The organism is Pseudomonas sp. 39004 (assembly GCF_028682155.1).
GTDB lineage: Bacteria > Pseudomonadota > Gammaproteobacteria > Pseudomonadales > Pseudomonadaceae > Aquipseudomonas > Aquipseudomonas capeferrum.
Genome location: NZ_JANIAG010000073.1, coordinates 1 through 26,169 on the forward strand (window position 1 = coordinate 1; position 26,169 = coordinate 26,169).

General features: G+C 62.9%; 27 protein-coding genes. 9 read left to right on the forward strand and 18 right to left on the reverse strand.

Translation table 11 applies throughout. The annotated features are described in order from the left end of the window. Positions 1 to 174 precede the first annotated feature (174 nt). The gene (locus NP534_RS14255; RefSeq protein WP_047583953.1) at positions 175 to 1,110 is read right to left on the reverse strand and encodes an aspartyl/asparaginyl beta-hydroxylase domain-containing protein; all 936 of its coding nucleotides are present in this window, start codon (positions 1,108 to 1,110) and stop codon (positions 175 to 177) included. Between the two features lie 172 nt (positions 1,111 to 1,282). Beyond that, positions 1,283 to 2,257: a cysteine synthase A gene (gene cysK / locus NP534_RS14260; RefSeq protein WP_033699727.1), complete on the reverse strand. Its 975-nt coding sequence runs from the start codon at positions 2,255 to 2,257 to the stop codon at positions 1,283 to 1,285. A gap of 133 nt (positions 2,258 to 2,390) precedes the next feature. On the opposite strand from cysK, the gene NP534_RS14265 reads away from it, so the two are divergent. The 3 genes from NP534_RS14265 (at position 2,391) to NP534_RS14275 (ending at position 5,646) form a co-directional block, all read left to right on the forward strand. Then, the gene (locus NP534_RS14265) at positions 2,391 to 3,464 is read left to right on the forward strand and encodes a DUF748 domain-containing protein (protein WP_274099138.1); all 1,074 of its coding nucleotides are present in this window, start codon (positions 2,391 to 2,393) and stop codon (positions 3,462 to 3,464) included. Between the two features lie 145 nt (positions 3,465 to 3,609). Continuing rightward, the gene (locus NP534_RS14270) at positions 3,610 to 4,455 is read left to right on the forward strand and encodes an AAA family ATPase (protein WP_033699731.1); all 846 of its coding nucleotides are present in this window, start codon (positions 3,610 to 3,612) and stop codon (positions 4,453 to 4,455) included. A gap of 12 nt (positions 4,456 to 4,467) precedes the next feature. Further along, positions 4,468 to 5,646, forward strand: coding sequence for a vWA domain-containing protein (locus NP534_RS14275; protein ID WP_274099139.1), 1,179 nt, complete (start codon positions 4,468 to 4,470; stop codon positions 5,644 to 5,646). Between the two features lie 41 nt (positions 5,647 to 5,687). On the opposite strand, the gene NP534_RS14280 is transcribed toward NP534_RS14275, so the two are convergent. The 5 genes from NP534_RS14280 to NP534_RS14300 all read right to left on the reverse strand — a co-directional run bounded on the left by NP534_RS14280 (position 5,688) and on the right by NP534_RS14300 (position 10,297). Beyond that, on the reverse strand, positions 5,688 to 6,470 hold the full coding sequence (locus NP534_RS14280) for an RHS repeat-associated core domain-containing protein (protein ID WP_274099140.1): 783 nt from the start codon (positions 6,468 to 6,470) through the stop codon (positions 5,688 to 5,690). A gap of 145 nt (positions 6,471 to 6,615) precedes the next feature. Then, positions 6,616 to 7,533 (reverse strand): biotin-dependent carboxyltransferase family protein, encoded by a 918-nt coding sequence (locus NP534_RS14285; protein WP_274099141.1) that lies wholly within the window; start codon positions 7,531 to 7,533, stop codon positions 6,616 to 6,618. Further along, positions 7,530 to 8,225, reverse strand: coding sequence for a 5-oxoprolinase subunit PxpB (pxpB, locus tag NP534_RS14290; RefSeq protein WP_274099142.1), 696 nt, complete (start codon positions 8,223 to 8,225; stop codon positions 7,530 to 7,532). Before pxpB ends, NP534_RS14285 begins: the two co-directional genes overlap by 4 nt. Next, the gene (locus tag NP534_RS14295; protein WP_274099143.1) at positions 8,222 to 9,001 is read right to left on the reverse strand and encodes a 5-oxoprolinase subunit PxpA; all 780 of its coding nucleotides are present in this window, start codon (positions 8,999 to 9,001) and stop codon (positions 8,222 to 8,224) included. Before NP534_RS14295 ends, pxpB begins: the two co-directional genes overlap by 4 nt. Positions 9,002 to 9,010: 9 nt before the next feature. Beyond that, complete coding sequence (locus NP534_RS14300; RefSeq protein WP_274099144.1) at positions 9,011 to 10,297, reverse strand: MFS transporter; 1,287 nt, start codon at positions 10,295 to 10,297, stop codon at positions 9,011 to 9,013. A 131-nt stretch (positions 10,298 to 10,428) separates the two neighbouring features. Here NP534_RS14300 and NP534_RS14305 point away from each other — a divergent pair, with 131 nt between their 5' ends. Then, positions 10,429 to 11,346 carry a LysR family transcriptional regulator gene (locus NP534_RS14305; protein WP_274099145.1) on the forward strand — a complete coding sequence of 306 codons (918 nt, stop codon included), beginning with the start codon at positions 10,429 to 10,431 and terminating at the stop codon, positions 11,344 to 11,346. 64 nt (positions 11,347 to 11,410) lie between these two features. Here NP534_RS14305 and NP534_RS14310 read toward each other — a convergent pair whose 3' ends face one another. Genes NP534_RS14310 through NP534_RS14320 form a run of 3 tightly spaced genes read right to left on the reverse strand, consistent with a single transcriptional unit; the run spans position 11,411 to position 13,224 of the window. Next, positions 11,411 to 11,932 carry a DUF2937 family protein gene (locus NP534_RS14310; RefSeq protein ID WP_258714035.1) on the reverse strand — a complete coding sequence of 174 codons (522 nt, stop codon included), beginning with the start codon at positions 11,930 to 11,932 and terminating at the stop codon, positions 11,411 to 11,413. Positions 11,933 to 11,941: 9 nt separating this feature from the next. Then, positions 11,942 to 12,715, reverse strand: a complete 774-nt coding sequence (locus NP534_RS14315; protein ID WP_033699748.1) for a class II glutamine amidotransferase — start codon at positions 12,713 to 12,715, stop codon at positions 11,942 to 11,944. A 14-nt stretch (positions 12,716 to 12,729) separates the two neighbouring features. Beyond that, complete coding sequence (locus tag NP534_RS14320; protein ID WP_033699750.1) at positions 12,730 to 13,224, reverse strand: hypothetical protein; 495 nt, start codon at positions 13,222 to 13,224, stop codon at positions 12,730 to 12,732. A 111-nt stretch (positions 13,225 to 13,335) separates the two neighbouring features. Between NP534_RS14320 and NP534_RS14325 the strand changes: the two genes are divergently transcribed. Beyond that, complete coding sequence (locus tag NP534_RS14325; protein WP_274099146.1) at positions 13,336 to 15,378, forward strand: S9 family peptidase; 2,043 nt, start codon at positions 13,336 to 13,338, stop codon at positions 15,376 to 15,378. Between the two features lie 37 nt (positions 15,379 to 15,415). On the opposite strand, the gene NP534_RS14330 is transcribed toward NP534_RS14325, so the two are convergent. After that, entirely contained in the window at positions 15,416 to 15,694 is a 279-nt protein-coding gene (locus NP534_RS14330) for a hypothetical protein (protein WP_033699755.1), read from the reverse strand. Positions 15,695 to 15,826: 132 nt separating this feature from the next. Here NP534_RS14330 and NP534_RS14335 point away from each other — a divergent pair, with 132 nt between their 5' ends. Both NP534_RS14335 and NP534_RS14340 read left to right on the forward strand, forming a co-directional pair. Beyond that, on the forward strand, positions 15,827 to 16,198 hold the full coding sequence (locus NP534_RS14335) for a YajD family HNH nuclease (RefSeq protein ID WP_027594605.1): 372 nt from the start codon (positions 15,827 to 15,829) through the stop codon (positions 16,196 to 16,198). Between the two features lie 71 nt (positions 16,199 to 16,269). Beyond that, on the forward strand, positions 16,270 to 16,740 hold the full coding sequence (locus tag NP534_RS14340; protein WP_033699757.1) for an RNA methyltransferase: 471 nt from the start codon (positions 16,270 to 16,272) through the stop codon (positions 16,738 to 16,740). A gap of 111 nt (positions 16,741 to 16,851) precedes the next feature. Here NP534_RS14340 and NP534_RS14345 read toward each other — a convergent pair whose 3' ends face one another. The 5 genes from NP534_RS14345 to NP534_RS14365 form a co-directional block, all read right to left on the reverse strand. Further along, on the reverse strand, positions 16,852 to 18,342 hold the full coding sequence (locus NP534_RS14345; RefSeq protein WP_274099147.1) for an aldehyde dehydrogenase: 1,491 nt from the start codon (positions 18,340 to 18,342) through the stop codon (positions 16,852 to 16,854). A gap of 2 nt (positions 18,343 to 18,344) precedes the next feature. Further along, on the reverse strand, positions 18,345 to 19,247 hold the full coding sequence (locus NP534_RS14350) for a dihydrodipicolinate synthase family protein (protein WP_186666219.1): 903 nt from the start codon (positions 19,245 to 19,247) through the stop codon (positions 18,345 to 18,347). 74 nt (positions 19,248 to 19,321) lie between these two features. Beyond that, positions 19,322 to 20,650: an MFS transporter gene (locus NP534_RS14355; RefSeq protein ID WP_047583229.1), complete on the reverse strand. Its 1,329-nt coding sequence runs from the start codon at positions 20,648 to 20,650 to the stop codon at positions 19,322 to 19,324. A gap of 183 nt (positions 20,651 to 20,833) precedes the next feature. Beyond that, positions 20,834 to 22,153: an NAD(P)/FAD-dependent oxidoreductase gene (locus tag NP534_RS14360; RefSeq protein ID WP_274099148.1), complete on the reverse strand. Its 1,320-nt coding sequence runs from the start codon at positions 22,151 to 22,153 to the stop codon at positions 20,834 to 20,836. A gap of 61 nt (positions 22,154 to 22,214) precedes the next feature. Next, positions 22,215 to 22,943, reverse strand: coding sequence for a GntR family transcriptional regulator (locus tag NP534_RS14365; RefSeq protein ID WP_186658443.1), 729 nt, complete (start codon positions 22,941 to 22,943; stop codon positions 22,215 to 22,217). 340 nt (positions 22,944 to 23,283) lie between these two features. On the opposite strand from NP534_RS14365, the gene NP534_RS14370 reads away from it, so the two are divergent. After that, positions 23,284 to 23,625 carry a DUF2892 domain-containing protein gene (locus NP534_RS14370; protein WP_033699769.1) on the forward strand — a complete coding sequence of 114 codons (342 nt, stop codon included), beginning with the start codon at positions 23,284 to 23,286 and terminating at the stop codon, positions 23,623 to 23,625. Between the two features lie 50 nt (positions 23,626 to 23,675). Here NP534_RS14370 and NP534_RS14375 read toward each other — a convergent pair whose 3' ends face one another. Next, positions 23,676 to 24,905, reverse strand: coding sequence for a hypothetical protein (locus NP534_RS14375; protein WP_274099149.1), 1,230 nt, complete (start codon positions 24,903 to 24,905; stop codon positions 23,676 to 23,678). A 41-nt stretch (positions 24,906 to 24,946) separates the two neighbouring features. After that, positions 24,947 to 25,396 carry a YcgN family cysteine cluster protein gene (locus tag NP534_RS14380; protein WP_033700206.1) on the reverse strand — a complete coding sequence of 150 codons (450 nt, stop codon included), beginning with the start codon at positions 25,394 to 25,396 and terminating at the stop codon, positions 24,947 to 24,949. 144 nt (positions 25,397 to 25,540) lie between these two features. Between NP534_RS14380 and NP534_RS14385 the strand changes: the two genes are divergently transcribed. Beyond that, positions 25,541 to 26,134: a nitroreductase family protein gene (locus NP534_RS14385; protein ID WP_033699771.1), complete on the forward strand. Its 594-nt coding sequence runs from the start codon at positions 25,541 to 25,543 to the stop codon at positions 26,132 to 26,134. Positions 26,135 to 26,169: the final 35 nt, after the last annotated feature.

Genomic DNA, 26,169 nt, shown 5'->3' on the forward strand with positions numbered 1-26,169 from the left:
CACCTATCGCCCGACGATTACATCGCAGCCATCCGTCCACAACATTTCGCGAAAAGCCCGTCAGTCCGCCAACTGGTCAACCCTCTATATTCGCACTGATAGTGCATTACAAAGGCTTTGCTGATCACGCCCCCGCAAGCGCCAGCCCCCCCTGGCGCTGCATGCGAGTAGAAATCAGAACAACCAGCGATACAACAGATACGCCACCACCACCGCCAACACCGGCCGCAAAATGCGGTAGGCCTTGGGGTTGGCGCGCTTGAACTGCTTCACATGGCCACTGATCTTGTTGCTGAAACGCTTGCTCCAGGCATACGCCTGGTTGATCCCACCCACGCGCTCGTCGTCGGTGTTCTGCGGCGCGGTGGCGCGGCCGAGGAAGGCACTGACCTGGCGGTTGATGCGGGTCATCAGCGGGCTGCTCAGCGGGCGCTCGATGTCGCAGAACAGGATCACGCGGGTGACGTCGGTTTCGTTCTTGACCCAGTGCACGTAGGTTTCGTCGAACATCACATCCTCACCGTCACGCCAGGCGTATTCCTCACCGTCGACGTAGATGCGGCAAGCATCGGAGTTAGGTGTGGCCAAGCCCAGGTGATAGCGCAAGGAGCCGGCGAACGGATCGCGGTGCGGGTTCAGGTGGCTGCCGCCCGGCAACAAGGCGAACATCGCGCCCTTGACGTTGGGGATGCTGCTGACCAGCTCGACGGTGCGCGGGCACAGGGCTTCGGCCGATGGCAGCGGTTTGTCGTACCACTTCAGGTAGAAGCGCTTCCAGCCCTTCTTGAAGAACGAGCCGAAGCCTGCGTCGTTGTCTTTTTCAGCAGCGCGAATATAGCCCTCGTCGAACAGGCGCATGGCCTCTTCGCGGATGTCCTGCCAGTTGTCCTTCAGCACATCCAGCTCGGGGAAACGCTGGCGGTCCAGGTAAGGCTTGGACGGCACGCCGGAGAACAGGTACATCAGGGCGTTATACGGGGCGAACAGCGCCGAATGGTTGACGAACTGGCGCAGCACCGGCAGGCGCGCCTTGCCGCGCAGGTGCACGAAGAGCACGCTGCCAAAAAACACCAGCAGGACACCCGCCTTGGCTGCAAAGGAAAAGGTCATGCAACACTCCTTGGAAAGGAAACAGGCCTGCGCTGCCTGCTCCCAAAAAAATCATCCGGCCATCATAAACCCATCCCGCCCCGGTACAAACAACCTGGGCGGGATCTGAGTCATGAAGATTTTGCAATAAACCGGATCACCGAGTGTTGCGCCTGGTCAGCGGACGGGGTGTTTACTGCTGGTTTTCCTGCTCGCTGAACAGGTCGCTGAACAACATGCTCGACAGGTAACGCTCGCCCGAGTCGGGCAAAATTACGACGATGGTCTTACCCTGCATCTCCGGTTTTTCAGCCAGGCGCACCGCTGCCGCCATTGCTGCGCCACAGGAAATACCGCACAGAATGCCCTCCTCCTGCATCAGGCGGATAGCCATGGCCTTGGACTCTTCGTCGGTCACCGTCTCGACCTGGTCGACGATGGAGAGGTCGAGGTTTTTCGGCACGAAGCCTGCGCCAATGCCCTGGATCTTGTGCGGGCTGGGCTTGAGTTCTTCACCGGCCAGGGTCTGGCTGATCAGCGGCGAGGCCAGCGGCTCCACCGCCACCGACAAAATCGACTTGCCTTGGGTGTGCTTGATGTAGCGCGACACGCCAGTGATGGTACCGCCCGTACCCACACCCGCCACCAGCACATCGACCGCGCCGTCGGTGTCGTTCCAGATCTCGGGGCCGGTGGTTTTTTCATGGATCGCCGGGTTGGCCGGGTTTTCGAACTGGCCTGGCAGGAAGTACTGGGCCGGGTCGGAGGCGACGATTTCGTTGGCCTTCTCGATCGCGCCCTTCATGCCCTTGGCCGGCTCGGTCAGCACCAGCTCGGCGCCCAGCGCCTTGAGCACCTTGCGCCGCTCCAGGCTCATCGAGGCCGGCATGGTCAGGATCAGCTTGTAGCCTCGGGCGGCGGCGACGAATGCCAGGCCAATGCCGGTGTTGCCCGAGGTGGGCTCGACGATGGTCATGCCGGGCTTGAGCTTGCCGCTGCTCTCGGCGTCCCAGACCATGTTCGCGCCGATCCGGCATTTGACCGAGTAGCCCGGGTTGCGCCCTTCGATCTTGGCCAGGATGGTGACCCCACGCGGGGCGATGCGGTTGATCTGTACCAGCGGCGTGTTGCCGATGGAGTGGGCGTTGTCTGCGTAGATACGGCTCATGGCAGGGGTCCTTGAACGTGAAGAAGCAGGGAAAGACTTCAAGGGTAAGCCTGCCCCGCTGGCCCGTAAAGCCTGTTCGAACTCCCGAGCGGCGCCTGCGGTCAACCGCACATCCTGCCTTGGAGAGCCGACAATGAAAGCTCGCTACCGCTGGCCGCTGGTAGGCCTGGCCAGCCTGGTCGTGCTGCTGGTTGCCCTGCACCTGGCCCTGCCCTACCTGGTACGCGACTACCTCAACGACAAACTGGCCGACATGGGCGACTACCGCGGCCAGGTCGTTGACGTGGACCTGGCCTGGTGGCGCGGCGCGTACCAGATCAACGGCCTGAAAATCGTCAAGACCACCGGCAAGGTCCCGGTGCCGCTGCTCGACGCGCCGTTGATCGACCTCTCGGTCAGCTGGCATGCACTGTGGTACGACCGCGCCGTGGTGGCCGAGGTGACCTTCGTGCGGCCCGAGCTGAACTTCGTCGATGGCGGCAGCAAGCAGTCTTCGCAGACTGGCCAGGGCACCGACTGGCGCCAGCAGCTGGAAAAACTGCTGCCCATCACCCTCAACGAAGTACGCATTCAAGATGGCGTGCTGACCTTTCGCAACTTCACCTCCAAGCCGCCGGTCGACCTCAAGGCCACCCAACTCGACGCGCGCATTCGCAACCTGACCAACGTGCGCAATGAAAAAGGCCGGCGCGACGCCAGTTTCGACGCCCATGCCCTGTTATTTGGCGATGCCAAGGTCGAGAGCCGCGCCACGTTCGACCCCTTCAGCGACTTCGACGACTTCGAGTTCCGCCTGCGTGCCACCGGCATACAGCTGCGCCAACTCAATGACTTCGCCAGTGCCTATGGCAAGTTCGATTTCAATGCCGGGCACGGCGACCTGGTGATCGAAGCGCAGGCCGAGAACGGGCGGCTCAATGGCTATATCAAGCCGCTGCTGCGCGATGTCGATGTGTTCAACTGGCAGCAGGATGTGCAGGACAAAGACAAGGGTTTCTTCCGCTCGGTGTGGGAGGCATTGGTGGGGGCGACTGAAACCGTGCTGAAGAACCAGCCGAAAAACCAGTTCGCCACCCGCGTAGAGCTTAGTGGCAGCGTGCACAAGCAGGATGTCAGCGCTTTTGAGGCTGTCTTGCAAATACTGCGCAACGGCTTTGTCCAGGCATTCAATGCGCGCTATGAGCAGCCTGCGCCCAAGCCTGACTGAAAGCGCGTGACGGGGCATTCAGGGACTGAATACCCGGTCTGCGTTTGCAGGCGTCTGGGGCCGGGGTATAGTCGCTGACAAACGATAAACATGTGTTGCCTGCCCCGCAAAGGGCCGGCCCAGGCACCCCGCAGAGGACACTCCCATGAAGTTCGAAGGCACCCGCGACTACGTCGCCACAGACGACCTGAAACTGGCGGTAAACGCGGCCATCACCCTCGAACGCCCGCTGCTGGTCAAAGGCGAGCCGGGCACCGGCAAGACCATGCTCGCCGAGCAGCTCGCCGCCTCCTTCGGCGCCCGCCTGATCACCTGGCACATCAAATCCACCACCAAGGCCCACCAGGGCCTCTACGAATACGATGCGGTCAGCCGCCTGCGCGACTCGCAGCTGGGTACCGAAAAAGTCCACGATGTGCGCAACTACCTGAAAAAGGGCAAGCTCTGGGAGGCTTTCGAGGCTGAAGAGCGGGTGATTCTGCTGATCGACGAAATCGACAAGGCCGACATCGAGTTCCCCAACGACCTGTTGCAAGAGCTCGACAAGATGGAGTTCTACGTCTACGAAACAGACGAGACCATCAAGGCCAAGCAACGCCCGATCATCATCATCACCTCGAACAACGAAAAAGAACTGCCGGACGCCTTCCTGCGCCGCTGCTTCTTCCACTACATCGCCTTCCCCGACCGCACTACGCTGCAACAGATCGTCGACGTGCACTACCCGAACATCAAGCAATCGCTGGTCAGCGAGGCGCTGGACGTGTTCTTCGACGTGCGCAAGGTGCCGGGCCTGAAGAAAAAGCCCTCCACCTCCGAGCTGGTCGACTGGCTCAAGCTGCTGATGGCCGACAACATCGGCGAAGCGGTACTGCGCGAGCGTGACCCAACCAAAGCCATCCCGCCGCTGGCAGGCGCCCTGGTGAAGAACGAGCAGGACGTGCAGCTGCTCGAGCGCCTGGCCTTCATGAGCCGGCGCGGCAACCGCTGACAGGAGCCGGTCATGCTGCTCAACCTGTTCAACGAAATGCGCGCGGCCAAGGTGCCGGTGTCGGTACGCGAACTGCTCGACCTGCTGAACGCCCTGCAGCAACGCGTGGTGTTCGCCGACATGGACGAGTTCTACTACCTGGCGCGGGCCATCCTGGTGAAGGACGAGCGCCATTTCGACAAGTTCGACCGGGCCTTTTCCGCCTACTTCAAAGGCCTGGAAAACCTCGACCGCCACCTCGAAGCGCTGATCCCCGAAGACTGGCTACGCAAGGAGTTCGAGCGTTCGCTGACGGATGAGGAGCGTGCACAGATCCAGTCCCTGGGTGGCCTGGACAAGCTGATCGAAGAGTTCAAGAAGCGCCTCGAAGAGCAAAAGGAACGCCACGCCGGCGGCAACAAGTGGATCGGCACCGGCGGCACCAGCCCGTTCGGCTCGGGCGGTTTCAACCCCGAAGGCATCCGCGTGGGCGAAGCCGGCCAGCGCCAGGGCAAGGCGGTCAAAGTGTGGGACCAGCGCGAGTACAAGAACCTCGACGACCAGGTCGAGCTGGGCACGCGCAACATCAAGCTGGCCCTGCGCCGGCTGCGCAAGTTCGCCCGGGAAGGCGCGGCCGAAGAGCTGGATATCGACGGCACCATCGACCACACCGCCCGCGACGCCGGGCTGCTGAACATCCAGATGCGCCCGGAGCGGCGCAACACCGTGAAGCTGCTGTTGCTGTTCGACATCGGCGGCTCGATGGATGCCCACGTCAAAGTCTGCGAAGAGCTGTTTTCGGCCTGCAAGACCGAGTTCAAGCACCTGGAGTATTACTACTTCCATAACTTCGTGTATGAGTCGGTGTGGAAGAACAACCTGCGGCGTACGTCGGAGCGCTTCTCCACCTTCGACCTGCTGCACAAGTATGGCGATGACTACAAGGTGGTGTTCGTCGGCGATGCGGCCATGGCGCCCTACGAGATCACCCAGCCGGGTGGCAGCGTGGAGCACTGGAACGAAGAAGCTGGGTATGTGTGGATGCAACGCTTCATGGAGAAATTCAAGAAGATCATCTGGATCAACCCTTATCCGAAGCAGGCTTGGGACTACACCGCGTCCACGCACCTGGTGCGGGATTTGATCGAGGACAAGATGTATCCGCTGACCTTGCAGGGGTTGGAGGATGGGATGAAATATCTGTCGAAATAGAAAAAGCCCACCCTTGCGGTGGGCTTTCGAAACCACCGGACTTAGGGGGTTTGACGCAGCCGTTTTAGATGTTTGTTAAGCGACTTGTTAATGTCACCTTTCAGTTTTCCATAGGCCATCTCTAAAGCGACCTCGGAGGCCTTCGCCCTCGCACTTGTGCCAGGCGCTTGCGACATCAAAACAGCGTTACGATAAAGATTAATTCTTCTAGCGTGCGAGGGCAGGATGTCTTTAGGAAGCGGCAAATCCAGCCTGGAGGGGTCCGAAACAACTTCGGCTGATTGCAACAACGAAATAGTTTCTCCAATAGACCTGGAGCGAGCCTCAGTGCGCTCGAATGAATTGTTCGAAAGGCCTTTCAAGTAGTCAACAATCCTAGATCGCTTGTACTCAGGCGCACCCAGATCAAACATACCTTCAAATGCGGAAAATTGAGCGCCTGCCTGACGCTTCTCTTCTTGGAGAACTTGATTTATCCGCAAAACCTCTTTTTCACTTCGCTGCGCGCTTGAACGTTTACCGAAGAATACTTCACCGATCACTTTCATGAAACGTGGCATCTGTCCGCTGGGATCATCACCGTTGACAGGGTCCCCCAGACAGTATGCATAAGCGTTGCGCCCCCCTTGGGCAAAGGGACTTAGGGCATCCGGCGACAGAAAGCGCATCAATACAGGGCTGAAACTTCTATAGCCATGGCCCAGTGGATAACAACCGGTCATGAGGTCATACCGCTGACCATTGAAACTCACCCGCGATGCATGCCGCTTCCTGAAACCATAAGCCGTGAAGGCTCCTGGCCCATCATTGATTGCTAGTTCCATCGCCAACCCCATGCCCTTTACACACTGCCGGGGGGTTGATCATCCCCCTAGTCAAGAGGTTACGTTCCACCCTCTCAATTGCTAAGGCCCAGTATCGAGTGAGCGCCAGTACTGGGCAACTGGCAAAATTGCCAGTCTGCGCATCTCATTGCCAGCGTTTGCCCAAGGCCTGATGCTCCTGCCACGCCATTTCCTGCAACACTGCCCTGAACCGCACCGCCCCCCCCGGCATGCACTGCGCCAGCTGCGCCAACGCCAACGGCGTCAACGCCCCCAGCCGCGGATAACCGCCAATGGTCTGCCGGTCATTGAGCAATACGATCGGCTGCCCGTCGGGCGGCACCTGCACCGCGCCCAGCGGAATGCCTTCGGAAATCATCGGCGCGCCCTGGTAAACCAACTGCGGCCCGAGCAACCGGATCCCCATGCGGTCCGCCCGGCTGTCCAGGGTCCAGTCACTGTTGAACGCCTCGAACAAACTGGTACCGCTGAAATCCCCGATCTGCGCGCCCATCACCAGGTCGAGTACAGGCTTTGCCGAGTAGACCGGTCGCAACGCCCCAGGCACTTCACGCAAGGCCGCTGCTGAACCAGCAAATGCCAACACCTGCCCTTTGCTCAGCGCCTCCCCTCGCCCATCGATGCCGCCCAGCGCTTCACGTACAACAGTGGCGCAACTGCCCAGCACCCCCTCGGCCTGGAAGCCGCCCGGCGCCGCAAGATAAGCGCGCGCACCCTGCTTCGGTTGCTTGAGGGTCAACCGCTGACCTTTGGCCAAGGCAAAACTGCGCCAGGGCGCCAAGGGCTGATCGCCAACCCGCGCATCCAGGTCGGCACCGGCCAGCGCCAGTACGCAATCCTCCTCAGCCACCACGCTGAAACCACCCAGCGCCACCTCGATCACCGGCGCACCCAGCGGATTGCCCAGCAGCCAGTTGGCCCAGTGCATCGCCACCCAGTCCAGCGCCCCACCTTGGGTCACGCCCAGGTGACGCACGCCAAAGCGCCCGGCATCCTGCAACTGGCACAGCGCGGTGCTGGCTTCGATCTTCAACTGCGTCATGCCTGTGCCTCCAGCGGGCTGTCATCTCCGCCCAACGCCATGAACTCGGCGTGGGTAACCGCCACGAAGCGCACCCGGTCGCCCGGTTGCAACAGGCTGTAGCCCTCACGCTCACGGTCGAACAGGCGCACCGGGGTGCGCCCGATCAGGTTCCAGCCGCCTGGCGATACCGCCGGGTAAGCGGCGGTCTGGCGCTCGGCAATGCCCACACTGCCAGCTGTCACGCGCTTGCGAGGGGTGCTCAGGCGCGGCGTGGCCAGGCGTTCGTCCACCAACCCCATGAAGCCGAAGCCCGGCGCAAAGCCCAGGGCGAAAACCGGGTACTCGCGCCCGGTGTGCAAGCGAACCACTTCGGCCTCGGTCAGCCCGCTTCGGCTGGCCAAGGCAGGCAGCTCGGGGCCGACACTGGCGTGGTACCACACCGCAATCTCATGGCGCCGACCACTGTTGCCTGCATCAGGCTGCAACCCCTCCAGCGCCTGGGCGATCAACGCTCTCGCCGTGCTCGGCGCACTGTCGTACTGCACCATCAAGGTGGTGTAGGACGGCACCAGCTCGATCAACCGCTCGCCGAAGGCTGCACGCAAGCGCTGGCAGGCCGCGAGGATCCACGGCATGTTGGCTTCGTCGATGGTGTCGAACAGGCGCACCATCAAGCTGTCGATGGCGACCACTTCAATGCGCAGCTTCATGCCCGCTCCAGCGCATCGAGGGCTTGGCGAATCTGCCGCACCGCCGCCACTGAACTGTCGTTGTCGCCGTGCACGCACAGGGTACTGGCCTGCAGCTGCAGCGCACTGCCATCGTCCGCCACCAGCGCTTCGCCACGGGCCAGGCGCAGCGCCTGCTCGACCACCAGCGCCGGGTCGTGATGCACGGCGCCAGGCAGGCGCCGCGACACCAGGTGACCGCTGGCGGTGTAGGCCCGGTCGGCAAAGGCCTCGAACCACAGCGGCACGCCAATTTCGTCGCCCAGGGCCTGGGCTGCGCGGTTATCGGCGGTGGCCATGAGCATCAGCGGCAAGCTGCTGTCGTAGGCCGCCACGGCTTCGAGCACCGCGCGCAACTTGAGCGGGTCGGCCATCATGTCGTTGTACAGCGCACCATGGGGTTTGACGTAGGCCACTCGGCCGCCGAGCACCTTGCAGATGCCGTCCAGCGCACCGATCTGGTAGTGCAGCAGGTCGCGGATTTCGTCCTGGCTGCAGGCCATGGCGCGGCGGCCGAAGCCGACCAGGTCCGGGTAGGCCGGATGCGCGCCGATGGTCACCCCATGCGCCAGGGCCATTTCCACCGTGCGGCGCATGATGCCGGGGTCACCGGCATGGTAGCCGCAGGCGATGTTGGCGCAATCGATATACGGCATCACCTCGGCGTCCAGGCCCATGCGCCAACTGCCGAAACTTTCGCCCATGTCGCAATTGAGAAGCAGGCGTTCCACCACACAGACTCCCTTGTCGATGTTCATAGGCCTACCTTACCGTGCCTGGAGTTGTTTGCCGCGTGTTTCCGGCAGGCTGAGCGCCGCCAGAATGACCACGCCATACGACACCGCAGAGAACACGCCAATACCCAGCCCCAGCGGCACCTTCTCGCCGAGCATGCCGATCAGCAGCGGGAACAGCGCAGCGATGACCTTGCCGATGTTGTAGCAAAACCCCTGCCCCGAGCCGCGGATGCGCGTGGGGAACAATTCGGTCAGGAAGGCCCCCATGCCGCTGAAAATGCCCGAGGCAAAGAAACCCAGCGGGAAGCCCAGCCACAGCATCACGCCATCGCTGACCGGCATCTGCGTGTACAGCAGCACGATGACAAACGAGCCCACGGCGAACAGGATGAAGTTTTTCTTGCGCCCCAGCAGGTCAGACAAATAAGCGCTGACCACATAGCCGATGTAAGACCCCACGATCACCATCGCCAGGTAGCCACCAGTGCCCAGCACGCTCAGGCCGCGTTCGTTCTTGAGAAAGGTCGGCAGCCACGAGGTGATCGCGTAGTAGCCGCCCAGTGCACCGGTGGTCAGCAAAGAAGCGCGTACGGTGGTCCAGAGCATGCCTGGTGCGAAAATCTCGTAGAAGTGCGACGGCGCCTCGGCCTTTGCAGCGGCCTTGGCCTCGCGGTACACCTCGGGGTCCTTGACCAGGCGGCGCACGAAGATCACGAACACGGCCGGCACGATGCCCAGCAGGAACAACGCACGCCAGGCCTGCTCGGGTGGCAGGTAGGAGAACAGCAAGGCATAGAGGATCGCCGTCAGGCCCCAGCCGAGCGCCCAGCCCGACTGCACCATGCCCACGGCCTTGCCGCGGTGCTCGGCGCGGATCACTTCACCGATCAGCACCGCACCCGCCGTCCATTCGCCGCCAAAGCCAAAGCCCATCAGGGTACGGGCGATCAACAGTTGCTCGTAGCTTTGCGCAAAGCCGCAAAGGAAGGTGAAGAACGCGAACCACAGCACCGTCAGTTGCAGGGTGCGAACACGGCCGATGCGGTCGGAGAGGATGCCGGCGACCCAGCCGCCGACAGCCGAGGCGATCAGGGTGCTGGTGTGGATCAGCCCGGCCTCGGCGGTGCTGATGCCCCAAATCAGGATCAGCGTGGGGATGACGAAGCTGAGCATCTGCGTGTCCATGCCGTCCAGGCCATAGCCGATCTTGCAGCTCCAGAAAGTACGCCGTTGCTGTTTGTCGATGTCGCGATACCAGGCGAAGGGCCCGGTCGAAGGAGGTGTAGCGACCTGCTGCTGCACGCCGGTGGGGTTCATGCTTGCCTCGGCTTGTTGGTATTGTTTTATGGGGCGACCAGATGCGTCGCGGCCTGGGCATCATTGTTCAGAGGCCGCGCGGCTTGCGTCCAACGAGAAAAACCCCCGGTCTGGAACAAGAAAAACTGATCATGAACCTTCGCTTCCTCGAAACCTTCGTCTGGGTCGCCCGGCTCAAGAGCTTCCGCCTGACGGCAGAAAAGCTGTTCACCACCCAGGCCTCGGTCTCCAGCCGCATCGCCGCGCTGGAGGCTGACCTGGGCGTCAAACTGCTGCTGCGCGACTCACGCGGCGTCAGCCTGACCCCAGAGGGCAGCAAGGTGCTGGAGTACGCCGAGCGTATGCTCGACACCGCCAAGGCCATGAAGCAGTCGCTGGACAGCGACCGGGCCAAGGTCGGGCGCATCCGCATCGGCGTGATGGACACGGTGATCCACACCTGGATGAGCGCGCTGGTGGCCGCGTTGACCGAACGCTACCCGCAGGTGGAGATCGAGCTGGTGGCCGATACCGCGCTGAACCTGCGCGAGCAGCTGCAAAAAGGCTTTCTCGATGTGATCCTGCAGACCGACCTGTTGCGCGAACAGTCGATCCGCAGCCTGGACCTGGCGCGCTACCCGATGGGCTGGATCGTCGCCGCAGGCTCGCTCCAGCAGCGCGATTATGCCTCGCTGGCCGAGCTTGGCCGCGAGCGCATCGTGACCTTTTCGAAGAACTCACGGCCGCATCAGGAGGTACTCAGCCTGCTGCAGGGCGCCGGGGTGCAAACACCGCGCTTGAATTGCGTGAACTCGGTGGCGGCGATTACCCGGCTACTGCGTGACGGCTTCGCGATCGGTGCGCTGCCACCGGCGCTGGTGGATGCGGAGCTGGGCCTTGGCGAGTTGGTGCTGCTGGAGGGCTTGCAACCCCCCCCGAGCCTGGAACTGGTGGTGGCCTGGCAGACCGGCGTGGCATTGGTGGATGAGGTGGTAGGGGTTTGCCGGCAGGTGCTGGAACAATATGCGCGGGATGTGGGGGCCCAGAGAATTGTGCTGGTTGCACCGTAGGTGCTTGCCATTGGATATGCTGTGTCCATGAGGCCCCAAGCGACCGCCAGAGCCCGATGCAACCTCAGCGCCAGCTTTCCTTCACCACCCTGCGCCGCCCGCCCATGATTACCCAGCCAATGGCAAGCAACAGGCTCTCGACCACGAAGGCCAGCACAAACCCGGCACCAAGGCCCCAGCCAATCGCTTCCGGCACCAGCAGTATCTGGTAGCTGTAGCCCTTCAGCGTTTCTTCACGCATTTGCGGGTCTGGCTGCACCAGCACATGCCAGGTGCGGCTGGCCCACGAACCCTGCAACGCCTGCCATTCGTTTTCCAGCAGTTCATTGCGGATCATCAGGCTTTCGATGCTGTTGGCATCACTGTTGAACACCGGGTCGTCACTGCTGCGGTAATGCCGCAGCAATGCCTGCAGGTCGCCATTGAAGAAGCGTTCGGCAGTCTGCTTGAAGCCATCAAGCGCCTGGCGCGACTCGAACAAATGCGCCTCGACCCGCTGGCTGTAGTCGTTGATCAGCCCCGGAACCTGGATACCGGCCAGCAGGCCGAACGTGAACAGCAACAACCGCAGGTAACTTCTGAACATGCAGCGTCCTTAGCTCTGGCCTTGCGCAACGCACTCTCCGTGCCGCCACAGTGCCCATTGACCCGGCGCGTAACGCTGCCAGGTCTCGTTCTCGGTCAGGGCCTCGGTGGCAATCACCGTGACCACGTCATTGGGGGTCGTTTCGGTGTGAAAATCGACGATCAGATCGACATCCTTCAACCTTGCAGCGCCAAAGGGTGCACGACGTGTGATGTGCACCAGCTTGGTCGAGCAGAAGCAGAACAGCCAGTCGCCATCGCTGAGCATGCAGTTGAATACGCCCTTGCCACGGTAGCCGGCACAGGCTTCGACCAGCACCGGCAGCAGCTGTTCCACGGCGACCGGCTCTGGGAACGCCGCACGAATGCGGTTGAGCAGGTCGCAGAAGGCCGCTTCGCTGTCGGTGTCACCCACAGGCCGGTAGAAGGTGGCTTCACCCTTGAACTCGCCCAATTGACCGTTATGCGCAAAGCACCAGTTGCGGCCCCACATTTCGCGCACGAACGGGTGGGTGTTGGACAGGCAAACCCTGCCGACATTGGCCTGGCGGATATGGCCGATGACCACTTCGCTCTTGATCGGGTAACGCTGCACCAGGTTGGCCACTTCCGACTCGCTGCTCGCCGCCGGGTCCTGGAACAGGCGCAGGCCGCGCCCCTCATAGAAGCCGATGCCCCAGCCATCACGGTGCGGGCCGGTGCGGCCACCGCGCTGCATCAGGCCGGTGAAACTGAAAACGATGTCGGTGGGGACGTTGGCACTCATGCCCAGCAGTTCGCACATGCGCGTGTCTCCGGTTACAGACGAGGCTCGACCCGGCCGCCGCCAGCAGGTGCGGCAGGGGGATCGTTGCGGTAACGGTCGCGGCGTTCGGCCGACAAGGGGGCCTGGGCCGTGACGTCGGCATCCTCGACGGCCTGGCGCTTGGCGGCTGCCTCGGCTTGCTCGCGACGCTCACGGGCGCGCTTTTCCAGCGGCCAGCGCAACAGCACGAAGAGCAGGTAGAGGGCAAAGGCGATCATGCCGTACATGGCAAAGTCGGAAACCGCGCGCCAGGCGTTGTTGCCCACCTTGAAGGCAACGTCCAGGGCGGTGATGGCAATCGCCGGGGCAAAGCTGTCCTTGACCGGGTCGACGACGGTCGGGGTCAGCAGCAGCACCGCCAGGATCACCCGCAGCGGTTCGCGCAGCCAGCGCCACATCCATCCGGTGAGCTTGAAGCCCACCAGCAGGCAGCCCAGGGCGGCAAGGGCGTACAGGCCCCAGGCGAGGGTATAGTCGTTCTCGGTCATGGTGTTCGTGCAAGCCAGGCAAAGAGTTGCCTATGATAAACACTTTTCAGGGCGCAGGCGCCCCTCCGCTGTTCGGAGGCCCGCGCCGACCTCCCAGCCAAGAGAATGCAGATGCCCACCCAGCCCCAGCCCCCCATTGCCCGCGCAGACCAATCCCGTGACCCGTATGCCTGGCTGCAGCAGCGTGACACCCCCGAGGTGCTCGACTACCTGCATGCCGAAAACAGCTACCAGGAGGCCTGCCTGGCCCATCAGGCGCCCCTGCGCGAACAACTGTTCGAGGAAATCAAGGGCCGCATCCTCGAGACCGACCTGTCGCTGCCCTCGCCCTGGGGCCCGTACCTGTACTACACCCGCACCACCGCCGGCGACGAGTACCCACGCCATTACCGCTGCCCGCGCCCGGCCGACGACTCCAACACGGTGGATGAAAGCCGCGAGCAACTGCTGCTCGACCCTAACGCCCTGGCCAACGGCGGCTTCCTGTCGCTGGGTGCCTTCAACGTCAGCCCCGACCATCGCCTGCTGGCCTACAGCCTCGACACCAGCGGCGACGAGGTCTACACCCTGTACGTCAAGGACCTGGGCAACGACCGTGTCACCGCCCTGCCCTTCGAGGACTGCGACGGCAGCCTGACCTGGGCCAATGACAGCCAGACGCTGTTTTTCGCCGAACTCGATGACACCCACCGCCCTTGGCGCCTGCGCCGTCACACCTTGGGCGGCAGCGACGCGCCGACCGTGTTCGAAGAGCCCGATGGCCGCTTCTTCCTGCATTGCTACCGCACAAGCTCCGAACGCCAGCTGGTGCTGTTGCTCAACAGCAAGACCACCAGCGAGGCCTGGGTACTCGATGCCCAAACCCCGCAGTTGCCGTTCACCTGCCTGGCGCCGCGGGTGGAGGGCCATGAGTACTTCCCCGACCACGGCCAGCTCGATGGCCAGTGGCAGTGGTTCGTGCGCAGCAACCAGGACGGCATCAACTTCGCCCTCTACCACGCCCCGGCCGACCAGGCCCCGACCCGTGATCGCTGGCAACTGCTGGTGCCGCACAACGACAACGTCATGCTCGAGGGCCTGAGCCTCAACGCGGGGGCGCTGACCCTGAGCCTGCGCGAAGGTGGCCTGCCGATCATCGAAGTGCGCCCGCAGGGCCTGCCAGCCTATCGCGTCGAATTGCCGGATGCGGCCTACAGCCTTTACGTGCAAGACAGCCTGGAATTCGCCAGCAGCCGCGTGCGCCTGCGTTACGAAGCGCTCAACCGCCCAGCCCAGGTGCGCCAGCTGGAGCTGGCCAGCGGTGCGCAGGTGGTGCTCAAGCAAACCCCGGTGCTGGGCGTGTTCGATGCCGACGACTATGTCAGCCAGCGCCTGTGGGCCACCGCTCAGGACGGCACCCAGGTACCGATCAGCCTGGTGCGTCGCCGCGAAGACCTGGGCAAGACCGTGCCGCTGTACTTGTATGGTTACGGCGCCTATGGCGAAAGCCTCGACCCGTGGTTCTCGCATGCCCGCCTGAGCCTGCTGCAGCGCGGCGTGGCCTTCGCCATTGCCCATGTGCGCGGTGGCGGCGAACTGGGTGAGGCCTGGTACCGGGCCGGCAAGCAGGAACACAAGCAGAACAGCTTCACCGACTTCATCGCCTGTGCCGAGCACCTGATCGCCGAAGGCGTGACCTCGCCCGAGCGCCTGGCGATCAGTGGCGGCAGCGCCGGCGGGCTGCTGATGGGGGCGGTGCTCAACCTGCGCCCTGAGCTGTTCCGCTGCGCGATCGCCGAAGTGCCCTTCGTCGACGTGCTCAACACCATGCTCGACCCCGACCTGCCGCTGACCGTCACCGAGTACGACGAATGGGGCAACCCGCAGGAGCCTGAGGTGTATGAGCGCATCAAGGCCTACGCCCCGTACGAGAACGTCAAGGCCCAGGCCTACCCGGCCATGCTGGTGGTGGCTGGCTACAACGACAGCCGCGTGCAGTACTGGGAGGCGGCCAAGTGGGTGGCCCGCCTGCGCACACGCAAGACCGATGACAACCGGCTGCTGCTCAAGACCGAAATGGGCGCCGGGCATGGCGGCATGAGTGGGCGGTACCAAGGGCTCAAGGATGTGGCGCTGGAGTATGCGTTTGTGTTTGGCGAGCTGGGTGTGAACTGACCAATATTGGGGCGCTCTGCGCCCCTTTCACAAACCCTCAGTCCTCCTCCACCGGCACCTTGGCGGGCTCTGGCCGTAACCCCGGCAAAGGCTGGTCTTTAGGCGGCCCCGGCACCGGCATCGGTGGCAACAGCGGCGCGCCAGGCTGGCTGTCGTATGCCTTGGGCGGCGTACTTGGGGTGATCTGCGGGTAAGGCGTGGGCGTAGGCGTGCCAGGCGCACCGGGCACGGGTGTATTGAGCCTGGGGGGCGTGCTGGCCGCTTCGGCCATGGGCAAGCCAGCCAGCAGCAACGCGGCGAGGATCGCATGCAACATCAGCAACCTCCTGTCGGGAACCTTTCTACAGGCTACGCCTAAATGACAGCTTTCGCCTGTCCGCCTGGCCTGCAAGCGCGCTAGACTCAGTGGCATAACCGTCATTTGCCTGATCAGAACAAAGGAAACACCATGAGCTCGGCCTCTACTTCCGCCGCCACCGCGCGCCTCGACCGCATCCTCGCCGATGCCAAGCGCGACAAAGAAATGGGCTACCGCGACAAGGCCCTGAAGATGTACCCGCATGTGTGTGGCCGCTGCGCCCGCGAGTTCGCCGGCAAGCGCCTGAGCGAGCTGACCGTGCACCACCGTGACCACAACCACGACAACAACCCGCAGGACGGTTCGAACTGGGAGTTGCTGTGCCTGTACTGCCACGACAACGAACACTCGCGCTATACCGACCAGCAATATTTCAGCGAAGGCTCGACCAGCACCCCGAGCATCGCCAAGGCCACTCACAACCCGTTTGCCGGGCTGGCGGGTCTGCTGAAGAAAGACTGAACATCGATTCGCCCCCCGCTGCTACCGGCGAGCCCGTATAATCGCGCTTTTTACGCGAAGGGCCCCGGTACGTGGCAAACAAACGATACAGCTGCATCGGCCTGTTCAACCCCAAGTCGGCAGAAAACGTCGGCTCGGTGATGCGCGCAGCAGGTTGCTACGGCGTCAATTCGGTGTTCTACACCGGCAAGCGCTATGAACGCGCCCGCGACTTCGTCACCGACACCAAGCGTGTGCACTACGACATCCCCCTGATCGGCATCGACGACCTGCAGCGCATCATCCCGCTGGGTTGCACGCCTGTGGCAGTGGAGCTGGTCGAAGGCGCACGGCCGCTGCCCGAATACACCCACCCGGATCGCGCCATCTACATCTTCGGGCCGGAAGACGGCAGCCTCGATGCCAGCGTGCGGGCGTGGTGTGAAGAAACCATCTACATCCCGACCGAAGGTTGCATGAACCTGGCGGCGACGGTGAATGTGGTGCTGTATGACCGGTTGGCCAAAGGCCTGAATACCCGCTCCGGGCCCAAGTTCAAATAAAAAGCCGCTTCTGATGGTGCTCATGCCGGCCCCGCGAAGAGGCCGGCACAGACAAAACCAGAAGCGGCCAGGTGCTGAGCTCCGTCAGAACAGCACCGTCCTGCAGTCAGCTCACGCAGCGTTGATCCAGATGGTCTTCAACTCCGTGTACTGGTCATGGGCCCAGATGGACTTGTCACGCCCACCAAAGCCGGACTCTTTGTAGCCACCGAACGGCGTCGACGCATCGCCCTCGCCAAAGCAGTTCACCGTCACCACCCCCGCGCGGATTTCCCGCGACAGGCGCAAGGCATTGCGCAAGCTGCCGGTGTACGCCGAAGCGGCCAGGCCGTAGACGGTGTCGTTGGCCAGCTCGATCGCTTCGTCAATGGTCTCGAACGACGTCACGCTCAGCACCGGCCCGAAAATTTCCTCGACGAACAACCGATTGTCAGGCGTAACCCCATCCACGATGGTCGGCTGCACGAACACGCCCTGCTCGGTCTCACCGCCCTGCACCACGTTGAGCTTCTGCTCGGCGGCATATTCCAGGTAAGACTTCACCTTCTCGAAGTGCGATTTGCTGACCATCGCGCCCAGGCGGTTTTCCGGGTCGAGCGGGTCGCCCAGCTTCCAGTCCTTCAAGTGCTTGCCAATCAGGGTCAGCAGTTCGTCCTTGACGTCCTTGTGCACGATCAGGCGCGAAGAGGCCGAGCAGTTCTCGCCCATGTTCCAGAACGCACCGGCGGTGACGAACTGGGCTACTTCGTCCAGGTCTTCGCAGTCGTTCATGACCACGGCCGGGTTCTTGCCCCCCAGCTCCAGGACGATGCGCTTGAGGTTGGACTCGGCGGCGTATTTCAGGAACAGGCGGCCGGTGTCGGTGGAGCCGGTGAAGCTGACCATCGGGATGCCCAGGTGGCGGCCGATGGCTTCGCCCCCTTCACGGCCACCGCCAGGCACCAGGTTGAACACACCCGCCGGTACGCCAGCCTGGTGGGCCAGTTCGGCCACGCGCAGGGCGCTGAGGGTGGTTTCCTTGGCCGGCTTGACCACGATCGAGCACCCGGCGGCCAGCGACGGGGCGATCTTCCAGGCCAGCATCAGCAGCGGGAAGTTCCAGGGCAGCACCAGGCCGACCACACCGATGGCTTCACGCACCACCATGGTCACGGCAGCGTTGCCGGTCGGGGCGGTGTTGTCGTAGATCTTGTCGATCAGCTCGGCGTGCCAGCGGATGATGTGGATGGTTTCCGGTACGTCGACGTTCTGGCATTCACTGACCGGCTTGCCGCTGTCCAGCGCTTCCAGTACCGCCAGCTCATGGCTGTGGTCTTCCAGCAACTGGGCGAACTTCAGCAGGATGTGCTTGCGCTCACCCGGTTGCAGCTTGGACCACGAACCGTCTTCGAACACGCGCTTGGCTGCTGCCACGGCAACGTCGACATCCTGCACGTCGCAGGCGGCGACTTCGGCCAGTTGCTTGCCGGTGGCCGGGTTGGTGGTGACGAAGGTGCGGCCCGAGACAGCATCGCGGAATTCACCGTCGATGAACGCCTGGGTACGCAGTTGCAGGTCGGCGGCGATGGCCGCGTACTGTGCCTTGCTCAGTAATTCAGCCATTTTCAGGCACCTCCGGTGATCTGGGCGATGTTGCGCTTGAGTTCAGTGACCACGCGCTCGAGTGCCTGCTTCTCGGCAGCGTCCAGCTCGGACAGCGGCTTGCGCACGCCACCGGTGCTCAGGCCGTTCAGGGCCACGCCGTACTTGATCGACTGGACGAACTTGCCACCTTCCAGGAAGTCCATCAGCGGCATCATGGCGCTCATGATGCGGCGGCCTTTGTCGAAGTCTTTCTCGACCACGCAGGCCTCGAACAGGGCCACGTGCTCCCGCGGGATGAAGTTGGAGCCGGCGCACACCCAGCTTTGGGCGCCCCAGGCGAAGAACTCCAGGGCCTGGTCGTCCCAGCCGCACGACAGCTGGATATTCGGGCGCTGGATGGCCAGGCGGTGCAGTTGGGCCATGTCGCCAGAGCTTTCCTTGATGGCGACGATGTTTTTCACCTCGGCGACCGCATCGAAGAACGCTTCGCCCATGCTCACGCTCATGCGGCCTGGGTAGTTGTAGAGCATGATCGGCAGGCCGGCGGCAGCGTCGACCGCTTTGACGTGCAGGGCGATTTCCTGCTGGGTCGGCAGCGCGTACGGCGGGGTGCCCACCAGCAGCGCATCGGCTTTGATTTCCTTGGCGTGCTTGGCGAACGCCACCGAGTCTTCGGTGCGGATCGCGCCGGTGCCGATGATCAGCGGCAGGCGGCCGTTGAGCACGTCCTTGGCCTGGGCGGCCAGTTCGATACGCTCTTGCGCGGTGTGGGCGTAGTACTCGCCGGTGGAGCCACCGATGATCACGCCGTGGATTTTCGATTCGACCAGGTAATCGAGCACTTCGGCGAACGCCGCCTTGTCGATCGAGCCGTCCGCAGCCAGCGGAGTGATTGCCGGGGTGTAGATGCCTTCGAATTTCACGGTAGGTTCTCCAGTGCGTTGATCAGTGTTGTAGAGGCCGCAGCGGTGCGACGCTGCGGCCGGTTGTCATGGGTTCAGGTGAGCGAAGCTGCTTGTTGCAGGTTCAGCGAACGGGTTTCCGGGGCCAGGGCGACGGAGAAGGCCAGGCCGACAAAGGTGACGGCGGCTGCGGCATACATGGTCGCGCCGATGCCATAGTTGTCGAGGGCGATGGGGACCAGCCAGGTACCGACCGCAGCTCCGACCCGCGACATGGAGGTGCCCACGCCAACGGCGCCAGCGCGGATTTCGGTGGGGAACAGTTCGTTGGGGTAGACCAACTGCAGTACCTGGGCACCGCCAATGAACAATGCATAGGCCCCGAACAGCACCAGGATGAGCATCTCGTTGCCGTTGCTGAACGCCGCCAGGCCCAGCAGGGCCAGCCCCGACCAGAAGAAGCTGTGCAGCAGCGTGGTGCGCCGGCCAATGGTGTTCAGCAAGCGGGTGCCGACGATGCAACCCACCACGAACAGGCAGGTGATGGCGACCGAACCGATCGATGCCCAGTCACCCTTCAGGTTCAGTGCACCCAGCACTTTCGGGGCGAAGGCGTACACGGCGAACACCGGGATCACCGAGCAAGTCCAGAACATGGTGACGAACAGCATGCGTTTGCCGTAGCCGGAGTGCAGCAGGCTGAAGAACGACAGCTTGCGGGCCTTTGGCTCTTCCGGCAGGTTGCGCAGCGAGAAGCCCTCGCCATAGACGCGCTTGATCACCTGCTCGGCCTCGGACGAACGGCCTTTGCTGATCAACCAGCGCGGCGACTCCGGGGTGCCCAGGCGCATGACGAACAGCAGCGCGCCGATCACCGCCGCACTGGCCAGCACCAGGCGCCAGGCATCCTCGCCTCCGTTGCGCAGCAGCGCTTCACCGACCACGTAGGCGGTAGCGGCACCGGCGAACCACAGCACGGTCAAGGTAGCCAGGCGCGGGCCGCGGTTCTTCTTCGGCAAGAACTCCACCAGCAGCGAAGTGGCCACCGGGTACTCGATGCCCACTGCGATGCCGATGGCAAACCGCAGCAGGAATAACGCCAGCGCCGACTCCACCCAAAACTGCGCAAGCGAGGCCAGGATGAACAGGGTCGGGCCGACGAAGAACACCCGTTTGCGGCCAAAGCGGTCAGTCAACCAACCGCCGAAGAAGCCGCCGAAGAAAATGCCGATCAGCGCCGAGGCGGCGATCATGCCCTGCCAGAAGCTGTTCAGGCCAAGGCCTGCAGACATTTGCACCATGGCCACGCCAATGATGCTCAACACATAGCCATCGACGAACGATCCGCCACCCGAGCGCAGGGTCAGCAACTGGTGGAAGCGGTTGATCGGTACATCTTCAATCGAAATATTCGGACTTGTCATTATTGTTCCTACCACTTCATCTGCATGCACATATTCAAGGCGAGCGCGGCCGCGAAACTGAAACACGGTTCAGCCCCGGGTGACCGGACAGCGCATCTCGATCATCAAATTCGGGCAAAGCGCGCCCGTGCCGGCTAACTCACACCCGGCGTTAAATGTTCAATGGCCTAACTCAGATAAGGATCAGCTTTCTTTGCCAGCGCGCAGTTGCCCCCACATCAAGTTTGCGTTCAAGCCCAGGGATACCAAGGGCTGCGGTGGATTTGCGCAAGGCCCGGGGGCCTTGAGCAGAAACTCGATAAGTTCGTTTTTGTCGCCGGCCAGCCAGTCGGCCAGCAATGCGCCGGTGACGGTGCCACGGGTAACGCCCAAGCCATTGCAGCACAGGGCGCCTACTACATTGGGCGCCAACTGGCCGAAGAACCCCATGTGATTGCGCGACAACGCCAGGGCACCGCCCCAGGTATATTCGAAGTTCACCTCGGGCAGCATCGGGAAGCGCCGGGCAAACGACTCGCGGTGGCGCTGGACAAAGCGTTCCAGGTACTTGCGGTTGCTGCGCCCGTCCGGGTTGTAGCTGAAACTGTTGCGGATCAGCAGGCGGTTGTCGACGGTGCGCCGCATCGTGGTGCCGAACGGGTCGGCCGGGATCACGCCCCAGTAGGGTTTGCCCCCCAGGCGTGCCTGTTCCTCATCGGTCAACGGGCGGGTGATGCTGCCGTAGGTGAAGACGGGCAGCATGCGGCCCTTGAGAAAGCCGAAACTCATGCCGAAGGCGTTGGTGGTGAGCACCAGCTTGTCGGCCGTGATCGAGCCGTCGGCATGACGCAGCACCACCTTCGCACCATATTCGACGTCGGTAATCGGGGTGTTTTCGTACAACGAGACGTTGCTCGGCAGGCTGTCGGCCAGGCCTTTGACCAGCGCCGAGGGCTGCAGCAACGCAGTGCCGGGGGTAAACAGCCCCTTGCGGTAGAAGTCGGTGCCGATATGCTCCGGCATGTCGCGACCTTCAATCACTTCATACGGCTGGCCCAGTTTGTCCAGGCCACGGCGATAGGCATCCAGCACCGCGATGCCGCGATCTTCGACGGCCGCCTGGTATTTGCCGCAGTGGCGGAACTGGCACTCGATGTCGTAGCGTTCGATCAGCCCTTTGAGATAGGACTGCCCGCCCAGGTTGAGCTTGAGCACCGTCTTGGCGATATCGATGTCGCCGATGTAATCCTCGGCACCAATGTCATGGGGCAAGTCGATGGCAAAACCGGCGTTGCGCCCGGAGGTGCCGAAACCGACTTCCTGCGCCTCGACCAACACGACTTCGTCGTCCGGAAAGTTCGTTGCCAGCTGGCGTGCAGCAGCCAGGCCGGTGAAACCAGCGCCGACCACCACCCAGCGCGCCTGGCTGTGGCCGCTGTGGGCCGGCCGGGGCGTACGGGGCTTGCTCAGGTGATACCAACCACAGGTGGCATCATCGGCAGGTAACGAACTTATTCTTGTCATGTCACTAACCTGGATCTTGTTGTTGACGAGCGGTCAGCGCCAGCGGCGAGACCTGGGAAACTCATAGCTGAATGGGTACATCCAGCCCTTGCGGCGCTGCGTATTCGGCCATGCGCCGGCGCGACAGCTCGAAGTGCTCACGCACCAGTTGCCCGGCGCGTGCGGGGTCGCGGTGTTCGATGGCGTGGATCATCTGGTCATGCTGATCGCAGGCGACTTCAAGGTCCTGCTGCATGTCATCGGTGGTCGGGTGGCGATAGAAAATCTTGCCCAGGCGGGCATGGTCGATAAGCAGGCGGCGCAGGCTCGGCATCAGGTAGTCGTTGTGCGCCATCTTGCCGATTTCCAGGTGGAAGGCATCGTTGTAGACCACCCGGTTTTCCACATCACGCGCTTCGATGGCCTGGCGAAACAGCACCTGGATAGCCTTGAGCGCCTCGATTTCCGCTGCGCTGGCGTTGGTGGCTGCCAACTGGGTGGTGGCGATATAGATGAGCGGCGCGGCGACGAAGAAGCTGTGCAGCGAATCATGGTTCATCGCGGCAACCCGTGGCGCACGGTTGGCTTCCAGCTCGATATAGCCTTCAGCGGCAATCTGGCGCAGCAGTTCACGCACCGGTGGGCGCGACAGGCCGAACTCGTCACACAGCGCCAGCTCGTCCACCACAGCCCCTGGGGCCAGTTCCATGCTGAGGATCCGGCGGCGCAGCGCTTCGGCGAGGACGGCCTTGCGGTCCTGCGGCGCTTCAGCGCCTGCGGGCGCACTGATGGCTTGAACTGTGGCTTTCATGGCGGACTTCTTTGTTGTCATGGCGCTGTGTCTACTATTTGTATAACGACTATAGGGCACTGTTAGACAATGTGTCTACAGCATTTTCGATGAGCGGTTGAATCTCTCAAAGCCGCTGATTCAAAGGGCTTGAGGGGTTACCTGGGGTGAGATTAAACACCGTTGGCGCTGCATTTCCAAACCGGACAAAATGTTATCCAGACCGGACACATCGCGGCTTTTTTGCGACCTCTCCCCTTCCACTTTGCAGCCACTCATCCCGCGTGCCGTTGAGCAACACGAATGAACGGCTGCAAGCAGCCTGCGGTCAGCTACTTACACTTCACACGGAGGGCTTGCCATGCTCGATATCCATACCGCTGCGGCGTCGCCGGAGCACAATGTCCAAGGCCTGGAAAGGGTCGGCTCGCTGGCCGGCGGGGCGCTGATGTTCAGCAAGGGGCTGCGCCATGGCGGCCTGGTCGGCCTGCTGCAGATGGTAGTGGGCGGCCTGGCGGTGGCGCGTGGGGTCAGCGGGCACTGCTCGACCAAGGCCTGGTGGCAACGGCACCGTCAGGAATACAACCGGTTGCGCTCGGACATCGAACGCAGTGCGGAACAGTTGCAGGCATTGAAGGCGAGCGCCAAGGCAGCTACGCGCGGGGTGACGGTGACAGGGAAGGATCCGTTGACCGGCCTTTGATGTTACTTGGCCTGTGCCAGCCGGTTCGCGGGCACAGGCCACAGAGGTCTTTAGCGCAACGCCTTGCTCTGCAACGCCTTGCTCTGCAACACCTCGGACCGGCGCCCCAGCACGCTCTCGCTGATCTGCACGAACTCTTCGGTGCTTACGCTCGGCAAACGCATCAGTGCCCGCGCCACATCATCCAGCGAACGCTTGGCCTGGGTGTGGATGCGAATCTCCTTGTCCAGTGCCTGCAACAGCATCACCCCCCGGGCAACCTGAGCCGGGCTGGCCTGTTCGCCCTTGAGCTGCGTGACCTTGGCACCTTGCTTGCTCAAGCGCGCCTGCCAGGCCTGGTAGCGGTCATCGCTCACCCCTCCCGCCCTGCGTAGCAACTCGCTGGCGTAGTAGTCGGTCAGGCTCTCGACAAGCCAGTCATTGCCATCACGCCCCTGGATCTGTGCAAAAAGTTGCACCAGTTCGCGCAACAACGGGCTGCTGCCATTCTCGCTGATCATCGCCCGGGCACTGTGCAGATACAGCGACCCCTGCGCCGCCATCGCGCCACGCCACATGCCGTCACGGGCACCGACCAGCAGCAACTTCGGCGGGTTACGGGGGAACACCGCCTGCAACTGCGGCCAGACAAAGGTCAGCAAGGTCAGGCTGTCCATGCGCCGCATGCCCTGCCCGACCGGCGCGGCAACGGTGACTTCGGTTTCGCCCAGGCGTGCACGGCGGCTGCCCAGGTCACCGGCTAGCATCCAGCCGGTGGGGCGGTCGAACAGGCGTGAAACGTTGTCGATGCGAAACTTGTCCTTGCCGACACGTGGCCAGGAAGTTTCGATGCTTTTCCAGCCTTCGGGCAGGTCGAACCACAGGCGCGCCACCAGCTCGGTACCGTCCTGCTGGTCGAGGTGCGCAGGCGGCACCAACTGGTCACCGAGGAACAACGCCCAATGGGGCGTGATACGCGACGAATAGGCGCCGCTGCGCAGTTGCTGGTCCAGCTGCACGCGGTAGCTGAGGCTGGTCTTGCCCGTCGCCGGGTGCCACACACCGCGCGCGCCCTGGTCCGCCACCTGCCATTGGCCGTCGGCCTGGAAGCCGCTGTAGGTGCCGCCCTTGCCCAGGTCGAAGTCCAGGCTGCGCACACTGCTGCCCTCAGCCAGGGTCAGGCGCACTTCGGCCTGGCCATTGGCGGGCAACAGACGCACGTGATAGTCCAGGTCGACTTTCTTCGCCCAGGCCGGCGAACAGGCCACCAGGCTTAACAGCAGCAACAGCGGGCAACGCATACAGAAACTCCTTGTTTCCCAGAGGCGACGGGGCGCGCCGGTCAGCTGGCGCGAAAAATCAGATGGTCTTCCCAATCGTCCTCGTCGACATCGTGCTCACTGAGCATACGCCCTGACTGGGAAATGCGCTGTTCGTGGACCTGTTGGCGATCGCCGCAGATCAGATGGTGCCAGTCCGGCAAATCCTTGCCTTCGCTGACCAGGCGGTAACCGCAGGTGCTTGGCAGCCACTTGAACTGGTCGGCCTTGCCCGGGGTGAGCTGGATGCAGTCGGGCACCTGGGCAAAACGGTTGGGGTAATCGCTGCACTGGCAGGTGTTCAGGTCCAGCAGTTTGCAGGCGATGCGCGTGTAATAGATGCTGTTGTCGTCCTCGTCCTCGAGCTTTTGCAGGCAGCACAAACCGCAACCGTCGCAGAGCGATTCCCACTCTTGCGGGTTGAGTTGTTCGAGGGTCTTGCGCCGCCAGAACGGCGCGCTGTCAGCGATCATCACACGGGTTTCCTGCATTCATCTTCAATGGGCGGCGCGCGGCGGCGCCAGTCTAGAGCCTGGCCTTCGGCAAAGCCAGACCGCTTGTCAGTGACGACGGGACGCAGTAGCGTGCGGTTTTCCCATCCTCGTGCAGGAGCAGCCATGAGCGCCACACCCCGTATTGCCGATTACGCGATCAACGAGCAGTTCATCAACCGCTGGTCGCCGCGCGCCTTCACTGCCGAGCCGATCAGCGAAGAAACCCTGCTGAGCTTCCTCGAAGCCGCGCGCTGGGCGCCGTCGGCGTACAACTCGCAGCCTTGGCGCTTCCTCTATGCCCGTCGCGATACGCCGAACTGGGAGCGCTACCTGAACCTGCTGGTGCCCTTCAACCGCAGCTGGGCGCAACAGGCTTCGGCGTTGGTGCTGATCATTTCCAAGACCACCTTCGCAGCGCCTGGCGCCGCGGAAGAGAGCCCGGCCCTGTGGCACACCTTCGATACCGGTTCCGCCTGGGGGCACCTGGCCCTGCAGGCCAGCATCAGCGGCTGGCACACCCACGGCATGGCCGGTTTCGACAAGGCACTGGCGCGTACCGAACTCAAAGTGCCTGAAGGTTACGAGCTGCATGCCATGATCGCGATCGGCAAGCTGGGCGACAAGGCGACCCTGGCCGAGGCACTGCAGGCGCGTGAGGTGCCAAGCCCACGCCGGCCGCTGAGCGAGCTGGCGGCTGAGGGTGATTTCAGCCTGTAAGCGCTTTATTGGCAGTACTGGCCTCTTCGCGGGGC